This is a genomic window from Kitasatospora sp. NPDC058218 (assembly GCF_042882445.1).
Taxonomy (GTDB): Bacteria; Actinomycetota; Actinomycetes; order Streptomycetales; family Streptomycetaceae; genus Kitasatospora.
Genome location: NZ_JBHVWC010000012.1, coordinates 15,597 through 36,186, shown reverse-complemented (window position 1 = coordinate 36,186; position 20,590 = coordinate 15,597). Strand labels below are relative to the sequence as shown.

At 75.5% G+C, this 20,590-nt stretch carries 4 protein-coding genes; all 4 read right to left on the bottom strand.

Annotated features, from left to right (window positions below; translation table 11 throughout):
- Nucleotides 1-55 precede the first annotated feature (55 nt).
- Nucleotides 56-17,077, bottom strand: a complete 17,022-nt coding sequence (locus ACFVYI_RS09770; protein WP_387882817.1) for a type I polyketide synthase — start codon at nucleotides 17,075-17,077, stop codon at nucleotides 56-58.
- 32 nt (nucleotides 17,078-17,109) lie between these two features.
- Nucleotides 17,110-18,303, bottom strand: coding sequence for a cytochrome P450 (locus ACFVYI_RS09765; RefSeq protein WP_387882815.1), 1,194 nt, complete (start codon nucleotides 18,301-18,303; stop codon nucleotides 17,110-17,112).
- Nucleotides 18,304-18,495: 192 nt separating this feature from the next.
- Nucleotides 18,496-19,128, bottom strand: a complete 633-nt coding sequence (locus tag ACFVYI_RS09760) for an FMN-dependent NADH-azoreductase (protein WP_387882812.1) — start codon at nucleotides 19,126-19,128, stop codon at nucleotides 18,496-18,498.
- Between the two features lie 247 nt (nucleotides 19,129-19,375).
- Complete coding sequence (locus tag ACFVYI_RS09755; protein ID WP_387882809.1) at nucleotides 19,376-20,530, bottom strand: response regulator transcription factor; 1,155 nt, start codon at nucleotides 20,528-20,530, stop codon at nucleotides 19,376-19,378.
- Between the last annotated feature and the right edge of the window lie 60 nt (nucleotides 20,531-20,590).

Sequence of the window (20,590 nt, the reverse complement as noted above, 5' to 3'; positions counted from 1 at the left end):
CTGTCAGTGGTCAGCTGGTCGTACCGGGTCATCAGGGCCATCCGGATCGTCCGGGTCAGTTCGTCTTGCCCAGGGCGCGCTGCACGAGGTCGGCAACGTCCATGGCGTCGATCAGGTCGTCGTCGGCCGCGGCCGGTTGGGCCGCCGCCGCGTCGGGCGCGGCGTCCTCGGTCTCGACGAGGGCGAGCAGGGTGTCCAGGAGGCCCGCCTCCTTGAAGCGGGCGAACGGGACGTCCGCGAGCGCGCGCCGCAGGTCGTCCTCCCGCCCGTCGAGGTCGTCGCCGGCGTCCCGCAGGAGCTCGGAGCGCAGGTAGCCGACGAGGGCGTCCGGGGTGGGGTAGTCGAAGATCAGGGTCGCCGGCAGCCGCAGCCCGGTGGCCACGTGCAGGCTGTTGCGGAGGTTGACGGCGGCCAGCGAGTCGAAGCCGACCTCCTGGAAGGCCTGCAGCGGGCCGATGCTCTCGGCGCTGCTGTGGCCCAGGACGGTCGCCGCGTGGCCGCAGACGAGCTTCAGCAGGATCCGGCCCTGCTCGGCCTCCGCCACCGCCCGCAGCGAGTCCACCAGCGAGGACGTGGTGTCGCTGTTCCCGGCGTCCGGCTGGGAGGCCCGCAGGGCGGCGTCGGCCTCGGGGAGGTCGGCGAACAGGGGGCTGACCCGGACGGAGGTGAACGCCGGGATGAAGGCGTCCCAGTCCATGTCGGCCACCGTGACGAACTTCTCCTGGGCCTCCACCGCCTGCTCGAAGGCGGTCATCGCGACCTGCGGGGCCATCGGCAGGACACCCCGGCGGCGCAGCTGGGTGAGGGTCGCCTCGTCCATGCCCGCGCCGACCTGGTCGAGGGCGCCCCAGGCGATCGACGTGGCCCGCAGGCCGCGCCCTCGGCGCCACTCGACCAGGGCGTCGAGCACGGTGTTGGCCGCGCCGGAGACGCCCTGCCCGCCGCCGCCCCAGACGCTGGCGATCGAGGAGAAGACGACGAACGCGTCGAGCGGGGTGTCGGCGAACAGCTCGTCGAGCCAGAACGCCGTGTCCACCTTGGCGGCGAACACCTCGGCGAGGTCCGCCGCGCCGGTGTCGGTGACGGAGCCCGTCCAGGGCAGGTCGGCCGCGTGCAGCACGGCGGTGAGCGGCTGCTCCGCGGGCGTCTCGGCGACCAGCCGGGCGAGTTCCTCCCGGTCGGCGTCGGCGCAGGACAGCACGGCGGTGTCCGTGCCCAGCGCGGCGAGTTCCTCCCGCAGCCCGGCCAGTGCCTCCTCGGGGGTCCGGGGGCCGGTGGTGACGATCAGCCGACGGGCGCCGGAGCGCGCCAGCCAGAGCGCGGCGTGCCGGCCGAGCCCCTCGGCGCCGCCGGTCACCAGCACGGTGCCGCTCGGCTGCCAGCCGCCGCCGGCGGCGGGCTCCGGCGCGGGCTTGCGGACCAGTCGGCGGCTGTAGACGCCCGAGCGGCGGACGGCGAGCTGGTCGTCCCCGGCGGCGCCGTTCAGCGCACCGAGCAGGTACTGCGCCGTCCGGGCGTCGTTCGCCGCGGGCAGGTCGATCAGACCGCCCCACCGGTCGGGGAACTCCAGGGCCGCGGCCCGGCCCAGGCCCCACAGCGCGGCCTGGGCCGGTGCGGTGAGGGTGTCCTGGATACCGATGTTGACCGCGCCCCGGGTGAGGCACCAGAGCGGCCGGCCGGCCCCGGCGTCGCCGAGGGCCTGGATCAGCGCGAGGGTCGCCACCGTGGCGCTCACGTCCGGCGCGGCGGTCCCGGGGTCGAGCGCGAGCAGGGAGAGCACGCCGGTCACGTCGTGCTCGGCCAGCAGGGTGGTCAGGCGCTCCGCCAGGCGGGCGCGCGTGGCTCCGGCGGCCTCGACCTCCAGTGTGACGAGGTCGAGCCCCTGCCCGGCCAGCGCCGCCGTCAGGTCGTCGACGGGTGCCTCAGCCGGAACGACAACCAGCCAGCGTCCGCCCGGCACACCGGCGGCCTCGCGTTCGAGCGGCCGCCAGGTGACGTTGTAGCGCAGCTTCTCGGCGCTCGACCGGCGGCGCCGACGGCCGCGCCAGTCCGCGAGGACCGGGACGACCGTGCGCAGCGCGTCGCGCTGGTCGGCCGAGGCCAGGTCGAGCAGGTGGGCGAGCGAGTCGGCGTCCGTCTGCTCGACGGCGGCCCAGAAGTCGGAGTCCGCGCCTTCGGCCGCCGAGGCGAGGTCGTCGGGCGTCTCGCCCTCCTGCAGCCAGAAGTGCCGGCGGTCGAAGGCGTAGGTCGGCAGCTCGACGGGGGTGGTGCCGGCGCCGTCGGGCAGCACGCCGGTCCAGTCCACGGCGACGCCCCGGACGAAGAGTTCGGCCGTCGAGGCCAGCAGTCGGCGCAGGCCGCCCTCGTCCCGGCGCAGCGTGCCGCCGACGACGGAGCGCAGCCGGACGCTGTCGTCCGCGGCGGTGTCGAAGATCTCGTTGATCGGCTGGACGAGGACGGGGTGGGCGCTGGACTCGACGAAGACGGTGTGGCCCTGGCCGAGGAGTTCGGCGACGGCGGGGCCGAAGCGGACCTGGCCGCGCAGGTTGCGGTACCAGTAGCCGCCGTCGAGCACGCCGGCCTCGTCGACCCACTCGCTCGTCACGGTGGAGTAGAAGGGCAGCAGCGGGGCCTGGCTGCGGATGTCCGCGAAGGCCTCGGCCAGTGTGCCTTCGATCGCCTCGACATGTCGGGTGTGGGAGGCGTAGTCCACCGCGACCCGGCGTACTCGTACGCCGTCGGCCGCGAGGACGTCCAGGGCTTCGTCAAGGGCCTCGGCGTCACCGGCGACGACGACCGAGGTGGGGCTGTTGACGGCCGCCACCTCCACCCGGTCCGCCCAACGCTCCAACCTGGCCAGCGCCTCCGCCTCGGAGAGCGCCACCGAGGCCATCCCGCCACGCCCCGCGAGGCTGCCGGCGATCACCTGGCTGCGCACCGCCACGATCCGCGCCGCGTCCTCCAGGGAGAGCGCACCCGACACGCAGGCCGCCGCGATCTCACCCTGGGAGTGACCCAGTACGGCGTCCGGAACCAGACCCGCCGAGGCCCAGACCGCGGCCAGACCGACCATCATGGCGAAGCTCGCCGGCTGGAGCACGTCCACCCGGTCCAGCAGCTCGGCCGGGGCCTCCCCCCGCAGCACCTCCTCCAGCGACCAGTCCACCCACGGGTCCAGCGCGGCCGCACACGCCGCCACCCGCTCGGCGAACACCGGCGAGGTGTCCAGCAGTTCACGACCCATGCCGACCCACTGCGAACCCTGCCCCGGGAAGACGAGCACCGTCCGGCCCGGGCTCGACACGCTGCCCGTCACCAGCCCCGGAGCCGACTCGCCCCGCGCCAGCGCACCCAGCCCCGCCAACGCCTCGGACCGCGAACCGGCCACCACCACCGCACGCTCGGCGAGCACCGCCCGCCGCGAGACCAGCGCCCCCGCCACGGCGGCGAGGGGCGCCGCCTCCGACGCCTCGACGAAGGAGACCAGCCGGCCGGCCTGGCCGGTCAGCGAGGCGGCACTCTTGGCCGACACCACCAGTGGCACCACGCCGTCGGGCGCGGCCTCGGGAACGACCGGCTCCTCCTCGGGCCCCTCCTCCAGGATCACGTGGGCATTGGTGCCGCTAGCGCCGAAGGAGGAGACCGCGGCGCGGCGCGGGTGGCCGTTGCGCGGCCACTCCCGGGCCTCGGTCAGCAGCTCCACCGCCCCCGCCGCCCAGTCCACCTGCGGCGTCGGCTCGGTCACGTGGAGCGTCGCGGGCATCACGCCGTGCCGCATCGCCTCCACCATCTTGATCACACCGGAGACACCCGCCGCCGCCTGGGTGTGGCCGATGTTGGACTTCAGCGAGCCGAGCCGCAGCGGCCGGTCCGCGGGCCGGTCCTGGCCGTAGGTGGCCAGCAGCGCCTGGACCTCGATCGGGTCACCCAGCGAGGTGCCGGTGCCGTGGCCCTCGACGACGTCCACCTCGGCCGCGGTCAGGCCCGCGTTCGCCAGCGCCCGGCGGATCACCCGCTGCTGCGAGGGGCCGTTCGGCGCGGTCAGGCCGTTGGACGCGCCGTCCTGGTTCACCGCGCTGCCGCGCAGCACGGCCAGCACGTGGTGACCGTTGCGCCGCGCCTCGGAGAGCCGCTCCAGCACCACCACGCCCACGCCCTCCGCCCAACCGGTGCCGTCGGCCGTCGCGGAGTAGGCCTTGCAGCGGCCGTCGGCGGAGAGGCCGCGCTGCCGCGAGAACTCCAGGAAGGCGTCCGGGCTGGACATCACGGTCGCCCCGCCGGCCAGGGCCATCGAGCACTCCCCGCGCCGCAGGGCCTGCGCCGCCAGGTGCATCGCCACCAGCGAGGACGAGCACGCCGTGTCCACGGTGACCGCCGGGCCCTCGAACCCGAACACGTAGGACACCCGGCCCGAGGCCACGCTGGACGACGTACCGGTCATGACGTAGCCCTGCACGTCGTCGGGCACCTGCCGCAGCCGCGTCACGTAGTCGTGGTGGACGATGCCGGTGAAGACGCCGATGTCGCGGCCCCGGGTGGAGAGCGGGTCGATGCCGGCCCGCTCCAGCGCCTCCCAGGACGTCTCCAGCAGCAACCGCTGCTGCGGGTCCATCGCCAGCGCCTCACGCGGCGAGATGCCGAAGAGTCCGGCGTCGAACTGGGCCGCGTCGTGCAGGAATCCGCCGACCCGCGTGTAGCTGGTGCCGGGGTGCGCCGGGTCCGGGTGGTACAGCTTGTCGACGTCCCAGTCCCGGTCGCCGGGGAAGGCGGAGAGCCCGTCGCGCCCCTCCGCGACCAGCGTCCAGAGCTCCTCGGGGGTGGTCACCCCGCCCGGCAGCCGGGTGCTCATGGCGATGATGGCGATCGGCTCGTCCGGGTCCGTCGCGGCCGCGGTGGGCGCCGGGGCGCCCGTCGCCCGCTCGCCGAGCAGTTCGGCGCGCAGGTGGCCGGCCAGCACCGACGGGGTCGGGTAGTCGAAGACCAGACTGGTGGGCAGCGACAGGCCGGTGAAGTCGTGCAGCCGGTTGCGGAGCTTGACGGCGCTGAGGGAGTCGAAGCCGAGCTCGCGGAAGGGCTGGTCGCCGTCGAAGGACTCGGCGCCCTGGTGGCCGAGGACGACGGCGGCGCTCTCCCGCACCAGGTCCATCAGCAGGCGGTGCTGTTCCGCGGTGGCGAGGTCGGCGAGGCGGTCGGCCATCGAGCCGCCTGCCGCCGTACCGCGCCGCACCACGCGCCGGGCCAGCGGGGCGCCGGCCGGGGCCGGGTCGGACCCGGTCACCTCGGCGGGAGCGGCGGCGCCCCCCAGCGTCAACGGCCCGAAGGCGGCGACCGGTTCGCCCGCCGCGTCGGCCAGCTCCACCAGGTGGCCCCCACCGCCGGCCGGGGTGATCCGCAGCCGCAGCGCGGCGGCGCCCTCCGCGTAGACCGCGAGGTCGGCGCAGGCGGTCGGCTCGCGGTCGCCGGCGGCGTCACCGCCGGCGTGGGCGGCCAGCACCTTCAGCGCGGTGTCGATGAGCGCCGGGTGGAGCGTGAACGCCGCGGCCTCGTCGGCCCGTTCGGCGGGCAGCTCGATGTCGGCGAGGAGCCGGCCGTCCCGCTGCCAGAGCCGGCGGACGCCGGCCACCTTGGCGGCGGGCCCGGCGGTGTCCTCGGCGTCGTCGGCGGACGGCCAGCCGCGCAGGTCGAAGGCGGGCTGCGGCAGGCCGGGCGCCAGCAGGGCGCGGGCGTGGCAGGTCCACCGGTCCTCCTCCCGGCCGGCCGGCCGGGAGTGCACACCGGCGCGGCGCAGGCCGTCCCGGCCCGGGGCCTCCACCGCCACCCGCACCTGGAGGTGCCCCTGCGCGGGCAGGGTCAGCGGCGTCTCGACGGTGATCTGCCGGACGGCTCCGCTGGCGGCCTCGCTGCCGGCCCGGACGAGCAGGTCCAGCAGGACGGCCGTCGGCACGGCGGTGTCGCCGGCGCCGGCCGGGTCGACCAGCAGACCGCGGCTGCGCCGGGTGAGCCGCCCGGTGAGCACGACACCGCTGCCGCCGTCCCCGGGGACCTCGACGACCGTGCCGAGCAGCGGGTGGCCGGTGCTGCGGGCGCCGAGCGCCTCGGCGTCCACGGCGGCGCCGCTCTCGACCCAGTAGCGCTCGTGCTGGAAGGCGTAGGTGGGCAGTTCGGCCCCGACCGCCGCGGCCGCTCCGAGCTCTGCGTCCGGCCGGCCGGGGACGGCGGGCAGGGCGACGGGCAGGACGGCGGGCCAGTCCACGTCCACGCCGCGCACGTGCAGTTCGGCGAGCGCGGTGAGGACGGCGGTGTCCTCGGGGGTGTCGGTGCGCAGGGTGGCGAGGCAGCCCCGCGCCTGCGCGCCGAGCGTGCCGAGCGCCATGGCGGTCAGCACCCCGCCCGGCCCCAGTTCGAGGTAGGTCACCGCGCCCTGGTCGCGCAGCGACCCGACCGCGTCGCCGAACCGGACGGCGCCGCGCACCTGGTCGACCCAGTACGCGGGGGTGCCGAAGTGGCCGTCCTCGGCGAGCTCACCGGTGAGGGTGGAGACGACGGGGACGGTGCCCGGCCGGTACCGCAGCCGGGCCGCGACGGCCTCGAACTCCGCCAGCATGGGCGCCATCAGGGGCGAGTGGAAGGCGTGACTGACGGCGAGCCGCCGGGTCTTGTGGCCGTCGCGGGCCAGCTCGGCGGCGACGGCGAGCACCGCGTCCTCGGCGCCGGAGAGCACCAGCGCGTCGGGGCCGTTGACCGCCGCGATGCCGACCACGCCCGCCGCGCCGGCCAGCAGCGGCGCGACGTCGGCCTCGGTGGCCTGGACGGCGACCATCGCGCCGCCGGCGGGCAGCGCCTGCATCAACCGCCCGCGGGCGGCGACCAGTTCACCCGCCGAGGCGAGGTCCAGGATGCCGGCGGCGTGGGCGGCGGTGATCTCACCGATCGAGTGGCCGGCCAGGAGGTCCGGCCGCACGCCCCACGAGGTGAAGAGCCGGAACAGCGCCGTCTCCAGGGCGAAGAGACCGGCCTGGGTGTACATCGTCTCGTCGAGCAGCGCGCCGTCCGCCGTACCGGGGTCGGCGAAGACGACCTCGTGCAGCGGTCGCGCCAGGTGGCCGTCCAGGTGCCGCTCGACGGCGGCGCAGGCAGCGGCGAAGGCGTCCCGGAAGACGGGGAACGCCTCGGCGAGCCGGCGGCCCATGCCGGCCCACTGGCTGCCCTGCCCGGTGAAGAGGAAGGCGAGCTTGCCGTCGGCGTCGGCGGCGTTGCCGACGACCGTCCCGGCGCCGGGCACGCCGTGTTCGAGGGCGCGCAGGGCGTCGGACAGCTGCCGGCGGTCGCCCGCCAGCACCACGGCGCGGTGGTCGAGCCGGGCCCGGGCGGTGGCGAGCGCGCGGGCCGTCCCGGCGAGCGGGAGGTCGGCGCGGTCGTCGACGAAGCGGGCGAGCCGCCCGGCCTGGCCGCGCAGGGCGGCCGCCGTCCTGGCCGACACGGGCACCGGCACCGGCACGGGCAGCGCCGTGACGGCGTCGGCCTCGTCCGGCCGCGCGGGCTCCGCCGCGACCACGGCCTCGGCGGGCGCCTCCTGGACCAGGACGTGCGCGTTGGTGCCGCCGATGCCGAAGGAGGACACCCCCGCGCGGCGCGGGCGGCCGGTCTCCGGCCACGCCCGGGCCTCGGTCAGCAGCTCGACGGCGCCCACCGACCAGTCCACATGGGTCGAGGGCCGGTCCACGTGCAGGGTCCGGGGCAGGACGCCGTTCCGGATGGCCATCACCATCTTGATCACACCGGCCACCCCGGCCGCGGCCTGGGTGTGGCCGATGTTCGACTTGACCGAGCCGAGCCAGAGCGGCCGGTCGGCGGGCCGGTCCTGACCGTAGGTGGCCAGCAGCGCCTGCGCCTCGATCGGGTCGCCCAGCACGGTGCCCGTGCCGTGCGCCTCCACCGCGTCCACCTCGACCGGCGACAGGCCGGCGTTCGCCAGCGCCTTGCGGATCACCCGCTGCTGCGACAAGCCGTTCGGCGCGGTCAGGCCGTTCGACGCGCCGTCCTGGTTCACCGCGCTGCCGCTGATCACCGCCAGGACCTGGTGCCCGCGCCGGCGCGCCTCGGAGAGCCGCTCGACGAGCAGCACGCCCACGCCCTCGGCCCAGCCGGTGCCGTCCGCGCCGTCCGCGAAGGCCTTGCAGCGGCCGTCCGGGGCCAGCCCGCGCTGCCGGGAGAACTCGACGAAGGTCTCCAGGTTGCCCATCACCATCACGCCGCCGGCCAGCGCCATGGTGCACTCGCCGCGGCGCAGCGCCTGGGCGGCCAGGTGCAGGGCGACCAGCGAGGAGGAGCAGGCGGTGTCGACGGTGACGGCCGGTCCCTCGAAGCCGAACTGGTAGGCGACGCGGCCCGAGAGGACGCTGCCGGAGCCGCCGGTGAGGCGGAAGCCCTCGACCCCGGCCGCCTGGTGCATCCGGACGGTGTAGTCGTGGCTGTTGACGCCGACGAAGACGCCGATGTCCTGCCCGCTCAGCCCGGTGGGGTCGATCGCGGCGCGTTCGAAGGCCTCCCAGGAGGTCTCCAGCAGCAGCCGCTGCTGCGGGTCCATCGCCAGCGCCTCGTTCGGGGAGATGCCGAAGAAGGCGGCGTCGAACCCGGCGGCGTCGTCGAGGAAGGCGGCGTGGCGGACGTAGGTCTTGCCCGCGCTGTCCGGGTCGGCGTCGTAGTGCCGCTCGATGTCCCAGCCGCGGTCCTCGGGGAACTCGGTGACGGCGTCGACGCCGTCGGCGACCAGCCGCCAGAGGTCCTCGGGGCTGTGCACCCCGCCCGGGAGGCGGCAGGACATCGCCACGATCGCGATCGGCTCGTCGGGGTCGGCGGGCGCGGAGTGCGGGGCGGCGGCCGCGCCCTCCGGGGCGGTGGTGCCGAGGAGCCTGGCGCGCAGGTGCTCGGCGAGGGCCACCGGCTTCGGGTAGTCGAAGACGATGGTCGAGGAGAGCGTGAGACCGCTCGCGGCGGCCAGCCGGTTCCGCAGCTCCACGGCGGTCAGCGAGTCGAAGCCGGCCTCCTTGAAGGCGCGGTCGGCCCGGACGGCGTCGGGGGCGGCGTGGCCGAGCACCTGGGCGGCGTGCCGGCGCACCAGGGCCACCAGCTCCTCCGTCTGCTCGTCCGGGCCCAGACGGGCGAGGCGCTCGCGCAGGGAGGCGGTGTCCGCGCCGGTGGCGGCCCGGGCGGTCCGGCGCCCGGCGGGTGCCAGGCCGCGCAGCAGCGGTGCGACGGGGCCGCTGCGGGCCGCCGTGCGCAGGGCGGGCAGGTCGAACCTCGCGGCCACCAGGGCCGCGGGCGTCCCGGCGTCGGCGCGCAGCGCGGCGTCCAGCAGCGCCATCCCCTCGGCGTCGGACAGCCCGACCATGCCCAGTCGCCGGGTGCGGTGCAGGTCGGCGGAGCCGAGGTGGCGGGTCATGCCGCTGGCCTGGCTCCAGTAGCCCCAGGCCAGCGAGACGGCGGGCAGGCCGAGCTGGCGGCGGTGCTGGGCCAGCGCGTCCAGGCAGGCGTTGGCCGCCGCGTAGTTGCCCTGCCCGGGGTTGCCCAGGACGCCGGCGGCGGAGGAGAACAGCACGAAGGCGGCGAGGTCCAGCTCCCGGGTCAGCTCGTGCAGGTGCAGGGCGGCGTCCAGCTTCGGCCGCAGCACGGTGTCGACCCGTTCCGGGGTGAGCGCCGTGACCACGCCGTCGTCCAGGACGCCGGCGGTGTGGACGACGGCGGTCAGCGGGTGTTCGGCCGGCACCGCCGCGAGGAGGGCCTCGACCTGGGCGCGGTCGGCCGTGTCGCAGGCGGCGACGGTGACGGTGGCGCCCAGCGCGGTGAGCTCCTCGCGCAGCGCCTGCGCGCCCTCGGCGGCGGGGCCGCGGCGGCTGACCAGCAGCAGGTGCCGGACGGCGTGCGCGGTGACGAGCTGCCGGGCGACGAGGGCGCCGAGCGTCCCCGTCCCGCCGGTGACCAGGACGGTACCGGCGGGGTCGAGCTCCCGGGCCCGGCCGGGCGCCTCGGTGCGGTCGGCCGCCTCGGCGGAGCGCTCCGGGGCGGTGGCGCGCACCAGGCGGGGCACCTCGGCCACACCGGCCCGCACCCGGACCCGCGGTTCACCGGCGGCCAGCACGGCCGGCAGCAACGCCTGTGCGGTGTCGTCGAGTTCGACCAGCACGATGCGGTCCGGGTGCTCGGACTGCGCCGAGCGCAGCAGGCCGGACACGGCGGCGGTGGCGAGGTCGGCCCCGTCCCCGGCGACGGCCACGACCAGCCGGGACTGCGCCAGGGCGGGTACGGACAGCCAGGCCTGGAGGGCTGCCAGCGCGGCGGCCACGGCGGCCCGGGGGTCGCCGGCCGGGTGCTCCACCGCGTACCGCAGGACGTCCGGGGCCGGGCCGTCCGACGCGGCCAGGGCCTCGATGTCCCCGGCGGTCGTGACCGTGGCCGTGGTGGTAACGGCGGCCCGGTCCACGGCGGGCAGGGGCAGCTCGGACCACTCCAGGCGGAACAGCGCGTCCTGGGTCGACTCCCGGGCGATGCCGTCCTGTTCGGGCGAGAAGGGGCGGGCGAGTACCGCTTCGGCGATCAGCACCGGTCCGCCGGCCGGATCGCCCAGCTCCAGGCGGGCCCCGTCCTCCGGCGTCCCGGAGGTGCGGACCTGCACCTCGGAGGCGCCCGAGGCCAGCAGGGTCACCCCGCGCCACTCGGCCGCGAGCGTGCCCTCCGGAAGGATCGTGCGGACGGCCGCGTCCAGCAGCGCCGGGTGCAGGCCGTAGCGGTCGGCGGGGCCGGCCGCGTCGTCCAGGGAGACCTCGGTCGCGGGGCCGCCGGCGGACGGGGTGGCCTGCGCGTCGGCCGGAGCGGGCGACAGCGTGCCGTGGGCGTGGCGCGTCCACTCCGCGTCCAGCGGCGCGTCGTCCGCGCGGGAGTACACCTCGACGGTGCGCCGCCGCGCGTCGTCGGCCTCCCCGACGATCATCTGGACGGACCGGCCACCGCGCAGCGGGAGCACCACGGGCCGCTCGACGGTCAGTTCCGCGACGGTCGGGGTGGCGACCTCGTCGCCGAACCGGACGGCCAGCTCGACCAGGGCCGCGTTCGGCACCAGGACGGCGTCGCCCACCACGTGCTCGGCCAGCCAGGAGTGTGCGCCGAGCGACCACCGCGAGGTGGTCATGAAGCCGCCCGAGCCGGGCACACCGACGATCGCGCCGATCAGCGGGTGGTCGGCGGTGGCCTGGCCGAGCGAGGCCGCGTCGGTGGCCGGGGCGGCCTGGAGCCAGTAGTGCCGGTGGTCGAAGGCGTAGGTCGGCAGGTCGACCCGGGCCGTGGCGGCATCGGCGGGCAGGACACCGGTCCAGTCCACGGTGACGCCGCGGACGAAGAGTTCGGCCATCGAGGTCAGCAGCCGGCGCGGCCCGCCCTCCTCGCGCCGCAGCGAGCCTGCGACCAGGGCCTCGGCCTGGGCCTCGTCGACGATCTCGTTGATCGGCTGGACCAGCACCGGGTGGGCGCTGGCCTCCACGAACACCGTGTGGCCCTCGCCCAGCAGCGCGGCAATGGCCGGGCCGAAGCGCACCTGGCCGCGCAGGTTGCGGTACCAGTAGCCGCCGTCCAGCACGCCGGCCTCGCGCACCCACCCGCTGACGACCGTCGAGTAGAACGGAATCCGCGGGGCCTGGCTGCGGATGTCCGCGAAGGCCTCCGCCAGGGTCTCCTCGATCGCCTCGACGTGCCGGGTGTGGGAGGCGTAGTCCACCGCCACCCGGCGCACCCGGACCTCGTCCGCCGCCAGCGCGTCCAGGGCCTCGGTCAGTGCTTCGGCGTCACCGGCCACGACCACGGAGGACGGGCCGTTGACGGCCGCCACCTCGACGCGGTCCGCCCAACGCTCCAGCCTGGCCAGCGCCTCCGCCTCGGAGAGCGCCACCGAGGCCATCCCGCCGCGCCCGGCCAGCTGCCCGGCGATCACCTGGCTGCGCACCGCCACGATCCGCGCCGCGTCCTCCAGGGAGAGCGCACCCGACACGCAGGCCGCCGCGATCTCACCCTGGGAGTGACCGACCACCGCGTCCGGCACCACACCCACCGACGCCCAGACGGCAGCCAGACCGACCATCACCGCGAAGCTCGCCGGCTGCAACACGTCCACCCGGTCCAGCAGCTCCGCCGGAGCCTCCCCCCGCAGCACCTCCTCCAGCGACCAGTCCACCCACGGGCTCAGGGCCCGGGCGCACTCCGCGATGCGCTCCGCGAACACCGGCGAGGAGTCCAGCAGTTCACGACCCATGCCGACCCACTGCGAACCCTGCCCCGGGAACACCAGCACCGTCCGGCCAGTGCTCGACACGCTGCCCGTCACCAGCCCCGGAGCCGACTCGCCCCGCGCCAGCGCGGCCAGCCCCGCCAACGCCTCCTCCGACGAACCCGCCACCACCACCGCACGCTCGTCCAGCAGCGCCCGCCGCGAGACCAGCGCGCCGGCCAGCGCCGCCGTGTCGCCCGCCTCCACGAGGGCCGTCAGCCGCCCGGCCTGGCCCGCCAGCGAGGCGGCGCTCTTCGCCGACACGACCAGCGGCACCACGCCCGCAGGCGCGGCCTCGACCGCGACCGGCTCCTCCTCGGGCGCCTGCTCCAGGATCAGGTGCGCGTTGGTGCCGCTGACGCCGAAGGAGGAGACGGCGGCCCGGCGGGGGCGGCCGGTCTCCGGCCACTCCCGCGCCTCGGTCAGCAGCTCCACCGCACCGGCCGACCAGTCCACCTGCGAGGAGGGCGCGTCCACGTGCAGCGTGGGCGGCATGACGCCGTGGCGCAGCGCCTGCACCATCTTGATCACGCCCGAGACGCCGGCGGCGGCCTGGGTGTGGCCGATGTTCGACTTCAGCGATCCGAGCCGCAGCGGCCGCTCGGCGGGCCGGTCCTGACCGTAGGTGGCCAGCAGCGCCTGCGCCTCGATCGGGTCCCCCAGCACCGTCCCGGTGCCGTGCCCCTCCACCACGTCCACATCCGCCGTGGTCAGCCCCGCGTTCGCCAGCGCCTTGCGGATCACCCGCTGCTGGGAGAGCCCGTTGGGCGCGGTCAGGCCGTTGGAGGCGCCGTCCTGGTTCACCGCCGACCCGCGCAGCACGGCCAGCACGTGGTGCCCGTTGCGCCGCGCCTCGGAGAGCCGCTCCAGGACCACCACGCCCGCGCCCTCGGCCCAGCCGGTGCCGTCCGCCGCGTCCGCGTAGGACTTGCACCGGCCGTCGGCCGCCAGCGCCCGCTGCCGCGAGAACTCCACGAAGGTGTCCGGCGTCGCCATGACCGTCGCACCGCCGGCCAGCGCCAGCGAGCACTCCCCGCGCCGCAGGGCCTGCGCCGCCAGGTGCATCGCCACCAGCGAGGACGAGCAGGCCGTGTCGACCGTCACCGCCGGGCCCTCGAACCCGAACACGTACGACACCCGGCCCGACGCCACACTCGACGCCGTACCCGTGGCGACGAAGCCCTCCAGCTCCGCCGGCGCCGCACCACCCGCGCCGTAGCTCTGGCCCATCACGCCGGAGAACACCCCGACGTCCGCGCCCTTCAGCCCGGCCGGGTCGATACCGGCCCGCTCCATGGCCTCCCAGGAGGCCTCCAGCAGCAGCCGCTGCTGCGGGTCCATCGCCAGTGCCTCACGCGGCGAGATCCCGAAGAAGCCCGCGTCGAACAGCCCTGCGTCGTGCAGGAAGCCGCCCCGGTCGGTGGTGGAGGTGCCGGCCCGCTCCGGCCCCCCGGAGAACAGGCCGTCCAAGTCCCAGCCGCGATCGGACGGGAACCCGGACAGGGCCTCCCGGCCCTCGCTGACCAGCCGCCACAGGTCCTCCGGGCCGGTGACGCCGCCGGGCAGCCGGCACGCCATGCCGACGACGGCGATCAGCTCGTCCGGGTCGGCGGGCACCGCGCGGCCGGCCGTCTCCGGGGCCTCCCGGAGGCCGAGGGTGCGGGCCCGCAGGTGGGCCGCCAGCGCCTCCGGCGTCGGGTGGTCGAAGCTGACGGTGGCGGGCAGGCGCAGCCCGGTGCTCTCGGTCAGCCGGTTGCGCAGCTCGACGACGGCGAGCGAGGTGAGGCCCAGGTCGCGGAAGGCGCGGCCGGCCGGGATCGCCCCGGTGCCCGGCCGGCTCAGCACGGCGGCGGCCTGGGTGCGGACCAGTTCTTCGAGCAGGGCGAGCTGCGCGCGCTCGTCCAGGCCGGACAGGCGCTCGCGCAGGGCGGCGGTGACGGCCTCGTCGGGTCGGGCCGCCGGGGGCGGCGTCGCGGCGAGGGCGCGACGGACCGCCGGGACCGGGCCGTCCGGGGCGATCGGGCCGGGCCGCAGCGCCACCAGCGCCGGGGCTCCGCTCTCGATCAGCAGGTCGAACGCGGCGAGCCCGTCGCGCAGCTGCCGGGCCTGGTCGCCGGTCGCCGGGGGCTCGGTGCTCCAGGCCAGCGTCGAGCCGGTGCGGCCGCGCAGCCGGCGGGTGTGCGCCAGCGCCTCGGTCAGCGCCTCGGCGACGGCCGTCTCCGGGGCCCCGGCGGAGCCCAGCGTGGCGGCCGTACCGGTGACGGCGACGAAGGCGACCGGCTCGGTGTCGGCCGTGAGCTCGTCCAGGGCCAGGGCCAGTGCGGGGTCGGCGGCGGCGTGCACGACGGCGGTCACCGGGCGGCCGAGGCCGGCCAGCGCGGTCCGCAGGACGGTCCGCAGTGCGGCCGGGTCGGTGGCGTCGGCGCTCACCCGGGTGAGCTCCACCTCGGGGGCGAGGTCGGTTCCGGCCGGTTCGGGGCGGTCGCCCGCCACCGGGGTGTCGACCAGCAGCAGCCGCTCCACCCGGTGCGCGGTGGCCAGGTGGCGCACCAGTGCGGCGCCGGCCGCCGTGTCGGACCCGGTGACCACCACGGTCGCGCCGAGGCCGGCCGGACCGGCGTCGCGCGGACGGTCGGCGAGCGGGACCCGGACCAGTCTGGGGACCAGCAGCTCCCCGGCCCGCACCGCGAGTTGGGGTTCGCCGGAGGCGACGGCGGCGAGCAGGACACCGGCGTGCTCCGAGTCGGCTTCGAGGTCCGAGCCGGCTTCGAGGTCGAGGACGGTCACGGCCTCGGGCCGGTCGTGGCCGGCCTGGGCCGACCGCGCGACGGCCCAGAGCGGCACGCCCGCGAGGTCCGGCGCGCCGTCCCCGGCGGTGGCGGCGACCGCGCCGCAGGTGAGGACGATCAGCCGGGCCCCGGCCGGGACGGGCCGGAGGGCCGGCAGCCGGCCGTCGGCGCCGGTGGCGGGCGGGGCGAGCACCGTCACGCCGGGAGCCGGCTCGCCGGCCGCCACGGCGGCGCCCAGGGCCGCGAGGTCGGGGTGGTGCCGGGCGTCCAGGCCGGCGGCCCGCAGGCCGGCGACGAGCGCGCCGGCGGGGCCGACCACCGCCCAGCCGGGCGCGGCCGGTCCGGCGGCCTCGGGGGCGTCCGAGGGGGGCGCGGTCGCCGCCGGTACCCAGACCGGTGCCAGCACGGCGTCGTGGTGTCCGTCGGCGGCGTAGCGCAGCCGGGCGGGCTGCTCCGCCAGCAGGCGCCGGACGATCTTCCCGGAGGCCGTGCGGGGGATGCCGGCGACCTCGTAGACCCGCTCCGGCAGCTTGTAGGCCGACAGCCGGTCGCGGCAGCGGTCGATCAGCGCGGCGGTGTCGAGGCCGGCCGGCCCCGGGACGACCCAGGCGACGGGCACCTCGCCGAGGGTGTCGTGCGCCACCCCGGCCACTCCGGCGTCGGCCACGCCCTCGACGGTGCGCAGGACGGCTTCGACCTCGTCGGGGTGGATGTTCTCGCCGCCGCGGATGACCAGGTCCTTGAGGCGGCCGCAGATGGTGAAGTAGCCGGCCTCGTCACGCCGGGCGAGGTCGCCGGTGTGGAACCAGCCGTCCTGGACCGCCGCGGCGGTGGCCTCCGGGCTGTTGTGGTAGCCGACCATGACGTTCGGTCCGCTGACCCAGACCTCACCCTCCTCGCCGGCCGCGACGTCCCGGCCGGTGCGCGGGTCGACGATCCGCACCCCGACACCCGGCACGGGCAGCCCGCAGGAGCCCTCGACGCGCGCGGCGTCCGGGGGGTTGATGGTGATCGCCCCGCAGGTCTCGGTGCTTCCGTAGGCGTCGACCAGCGGCACCCCGAAGCCCTCCTCGAAGGCGCGGCGCAGCTCGGAGCCGGTGACGGCGCCGCCGACCAGTCCGATCCGCAGGTCGGGCAGCGACAGGCCGGTCCGTCGGGCGGTGCTGACCAGGTGGTGGTAGGTGGTGGGGACGCCGGCCAGGAAGGTGGAGCGGTCCTCGCGGAGCGCGGTCAGGATGTCGTCCGCGGAACTCCCGTCCATGATCCGGGCGGTGGCGCCGGCCACCGGGACGGAGAGCACGCAGGCGATGTGCGAGAGGCTGTGGAAGAGCGGTAGCGGCCACAGCACGCGGTCGTGCTCGGACAGGCCCGGCACGGGCACGTAGCAGGAGGCGACGGACCAGAGGCAGTTGCGCTGGGTGGACAGCACGCCCTTGGGCCGGCCGGTGGTGCCCGAGGTGTAGAACATCCAGGCCACCTCGTCCAGGCCGAGGTCGTCGGGGGCCTCGGTGGTGGGCTCGGTGACGGCGAGTTCGTCGAAGGAGAGGGTGCCCGCCGGGGCCGCCGCCGGGCCGGTCACCAGGACGCAGGGCCCGGCGGCCGGGGTCGGCAGTAGCCGCAGGAACGTTTCTGCATGACCGGTGTCGGTCAGGGCGAAGACCGCGCCGCTGTCGCTCAGCAGGTACTCGGTCTCGGCCGTCGTGGCCCGCGGGTTGACCGGTACACCGATCCCGCCCGCCCGCACGACGGCGAGGTAGCCCTCCACCATGGCGACGGAGTTGCCGAGACAGAGGGCCACTCGGTCGCCGCGCCGGACGCCGAGGCCGGCCAGGTGACCGGCCAGCCTCCGCGTCCGTGCTTCGAGCTCTCCGTAGGTGACCGCGTGCCGGTCGTCCTCGAAAGCGATCTTGTCCGTGAGACGGACCGCGTTCTCCCGGAGGATGACCGGGAGCGGGGTGATCAGATCGGGGCGCACCTTACCGCGAACTCCTTCCGGAGAGCAGGGAGTTACCAGGAAACGGGCAGAGACTTCACAGCGAAGACGGACCCGTGGGTCCGCAGCGGGACGTCGTCCGCCGGCACCGCCAGGCGCAGGTCGGGGAAGGCCTCCAGCAGGGCGCGCAGGCCGACCCGCAGCTGCAGGCGGGCCAGGTTCTGCCCGATGCACTGGTGGACGCCGTAGCCGAAGGCCACGTGGCCCGCGGTGTCCCGGCCGAGGTCGAGATCGGCGGGGCAGCCGAACTTCGCCGGGTCCCGGTTGGCAGCCGGCAGCGAGACGGTGACCGTCTCGCCCTTCTTCACGGTGTGGCCGCCGAGTTCGAGGTCCTCCAGGGCGGTCCGGAAGATCTCGTACTGGTTGACCGTGATGTAGCGGAGGATCTCCTCCACCGCGTCGTCGATCTTCGAGGGATCGGCCCGCAGGGCGGCCAGCTGCTCGGTGTGGTGCAGCAGCGCGAACACACCGACCGTCAGCGCGCCCTCGGTGGTCTCGTAACCGGCGAACAGCAGCAGGGCGGTGATGTTGCCCAGCTCCTCGTCGCTCAGCTCCCCGGAGGCGATGAGCCGGCTCAGGATGTCGTCCCCGGGCTCCGCCTTCTTGCGCGCGATGGTCTCGTGGATGAAGGCGCCCACCTGGGCGAACGCCGCCATCGACTCCTGCGCGTCACCGAACGGGTTGTTCATGACCGCCGGCGCCTCGGCGTAGCGGTCCCGCTCGCTGTAGGGCAGGCCGATCAGGTCCGACAGCACCCGCAGGACCAGCGGGTTGGCGAAGGTCTCCAGCAGGTCGGCGGAGTTGCCGTGCTCGCGCATGACCTTGATCTGCTCCGCGGCCACGGCCTCGACCTGCGGCGCGAGCTGGTTGATCCGGCGGCCGGTGAACTCACGCGTCAGCAGGCGGCGGAACCGGGTCTGCTCCGGCGGGTCCATGTGGATGAACATCCCCGGCATGGCCGGGAACTGCGGTACCGGGCCACCGTACTTGGTGACCGGGAAGTGCCCGATCTCCAGGTTGTGGCTGAACTTCGGGTCGCTCAGGACCTGCCGGGCGAGCTCGTGGCTGGTGGCGATCCACCCGACGTGCCCGTCGGGGTAGACCATCCGCGCCAGCGGGCGCTCCTTCCGCAGCTCGTCGAAAATCGCCGGAGGGTCGAACTTGTCAGCCCGCGACCAGGCTTCCTCGTAAGAGATCGCCTCGCTCATGACGCACCTTCTCCGTTTCGGGTCGAAAATATCCCTGCGCACGAAAACGGCGGCCCCGCCGCTTCGGTGCGGAGCCGGTTCCCGGTCGATTCACCGGGCCCGCGCAGGTGTGCGGACCCGGCGAATCACCCGGGCGAATTCGGCAAGAGCCCGCCGCGACGTGCCCGCCGGCCACGAATGGCAGCAGTGAAATCAGAGAGCCAGCTTCTTGAGCGTCTCGTTGGCGTTCGCCAGGGACTGCTCGCCCAGCGGCTTGAGCGCCGCCATGGCCGGCACGATCGCCGCGAGGGTCAGCTCGGCGTGCACGAACTTCAGGTTGTCCGCGAGGCCGATCGAGCTCAGCACGGCGCGCAGGTACGGCTCCTGGTGGTCCCAGCCCTCCCGCGGGGTCCCCGGCGCGTACGAGCCGCCGCGGGCGGTGACCACGATGACCGTCTTGCCGCTCAGCGGGCCCGACTCGGCGCCCGGGGGCACCATGTGGGCCGGGCTGACCAGGAGGTCGATCCACGACTTGATCGTCGACGGGATGGCGTAGTTGTACATCGGCACGCCGAGCACGATGGTGCTCGCCTCGCGGACCTCGGCCACCACCGCCTCGGTGAGTGCCTTCTCCTCCGGCGCCAGCCCGTGGTCACGGCTGGGGTCCAGGAGGGATTCGCGCACCGCGTGGGTGATGTGCGGGACCGGCTGGGCGGCGAGGTCCCGGTAGGTGTAACCGTCGCCGGGGTGGTTCTGGCGCCACTGGGTGGCGAAATACGACGACAACTGCCTCGTCGTGGAGCCGGTTGCGCGGATGCTCGAATCAATGTGGAGAAGAGAAGACACAAAAGGCCCCTGGATTGTCCTGAGCGATTCACCGAGAACTGCTTTTCCAACTCTCTTCGAGTCTAAGGAGAAGCGCCCCGGACGGGCATCCCTCAGTCTGGTAGCGCGGGTGGCCACCGGCCCCGCGGGGAACCGCAGGGCGGGCCCGCGCGCCGGTGCCGACGGTCCGGACGACGCATCGCGGAAGTCCTACCGGACGCACGGGTTCCACGAACGTCCGCGAACCGTCGGCACCGGCGCGCGGGCCTCACACGGCCAGCCGCCCGGCCGGAGTCTCGGTCACGAATGCGGACTCGGCGCCCAATTCGGTCGTCCGCTCCTCCACGAGCCGGTTCCAGGTGCCGGCCAGCTCGACCCGGGAGGCGACGTCGAGCTTGCGGAAGATCTTCTTGAGATGGAACGCAACGGTGTGCGGCGACATGAAGAGCTGCCGGCCCACCCGACCGTTGGTGAGGCCCTGACTCACCAGCTCGGCCACCGCGTACTCGGTGTCGGTCAACTGACTGACCTTCATCCTGGTCCGGCTCGGGCGCCGCGAGAACTGGCCGCTGTTGCCTTCGAGTTCCCTCAGCTTGCTGCGCACCCGCAGCACGTCCCGGGAGGCACCGACGGCGAGGTAGTCGTCCGCCGCCCGCTTCAGCAGCTCGACGGCCTGGTCCTGCTCCGAGCGGCGGGCGAACCGCACCGCGCTCGCGTCCTCCAGCGCGGAGGCCTGCGCCCACCGGTCCAGGTGCAGGCCGGACGCCCGCTCCAGGGCCGACGCGTTCCGCTCGAACAGGCCGATGGCGTGCGCGGAGGCCGCCTGGACGCTGCGGAAACTGGGGTTGCGCGCCGCGAGCTCATTGACCTGGGTGACCGTCCGGACGGCGATCTCGTCGTCCCCCAGCCGCTGGGCGGCCCGGACCAGCCAGGCGGCGGCCGCCGGCTGCGACACCAGCAACTCCCGCGCCAGCGCACCGTCGTGCACCAGGCCCTTCAGGAGGTGGGCGATGCTCTCCGTCCCGTCCCGGGCCTCCAGCACCTGCGCGACGGCCCAGGCGCACTGCCCGGCCATCAGATTCGCGTGCCCGAGCAGCGCGTGGTCCCGCAGCCGGTTCGCGTACTGGAGGGCCGTGGTGAGGTCCAGGCGCCTGGTCGTGCTGACGGCCATCACGAGGAAGCCGCTCGGGGTCAGCGCCCGGTTGCCGGCCTGCTGGGCCAGTCGGAGACCGGCCTCCGCCGACGCGACCGCCCCGTCGAGGTCCCCCTTCGCCAGGTCGAGCTCCGCCTCGCACAGCAAAAGTGCAGCGCGCTTCTCAACTTGGTTCGAACCGTGGACAGGTGACGTGTCGTCGGCGAGCATGTTGGTGGCCGCCCCCAGACCGCGGACGCGGGTCAGCAGCGTCGCGTGCCAGATTCTCACCTTCAGTGTGCATGCGCCCGGCGCTCCGGCCCGCGCCCGACTCGTGGCGGCGGCAGCCAG

Coding starts and splice junctions, on each gene's coding strand:
- ACFVYI_RS09765 (WP_387882815.1), bottom strand. CDS start 18,303: ATGAGCGAGGCGATCTCTTACGAGGAAGCCTGGTCGCGGGCTGACAAG.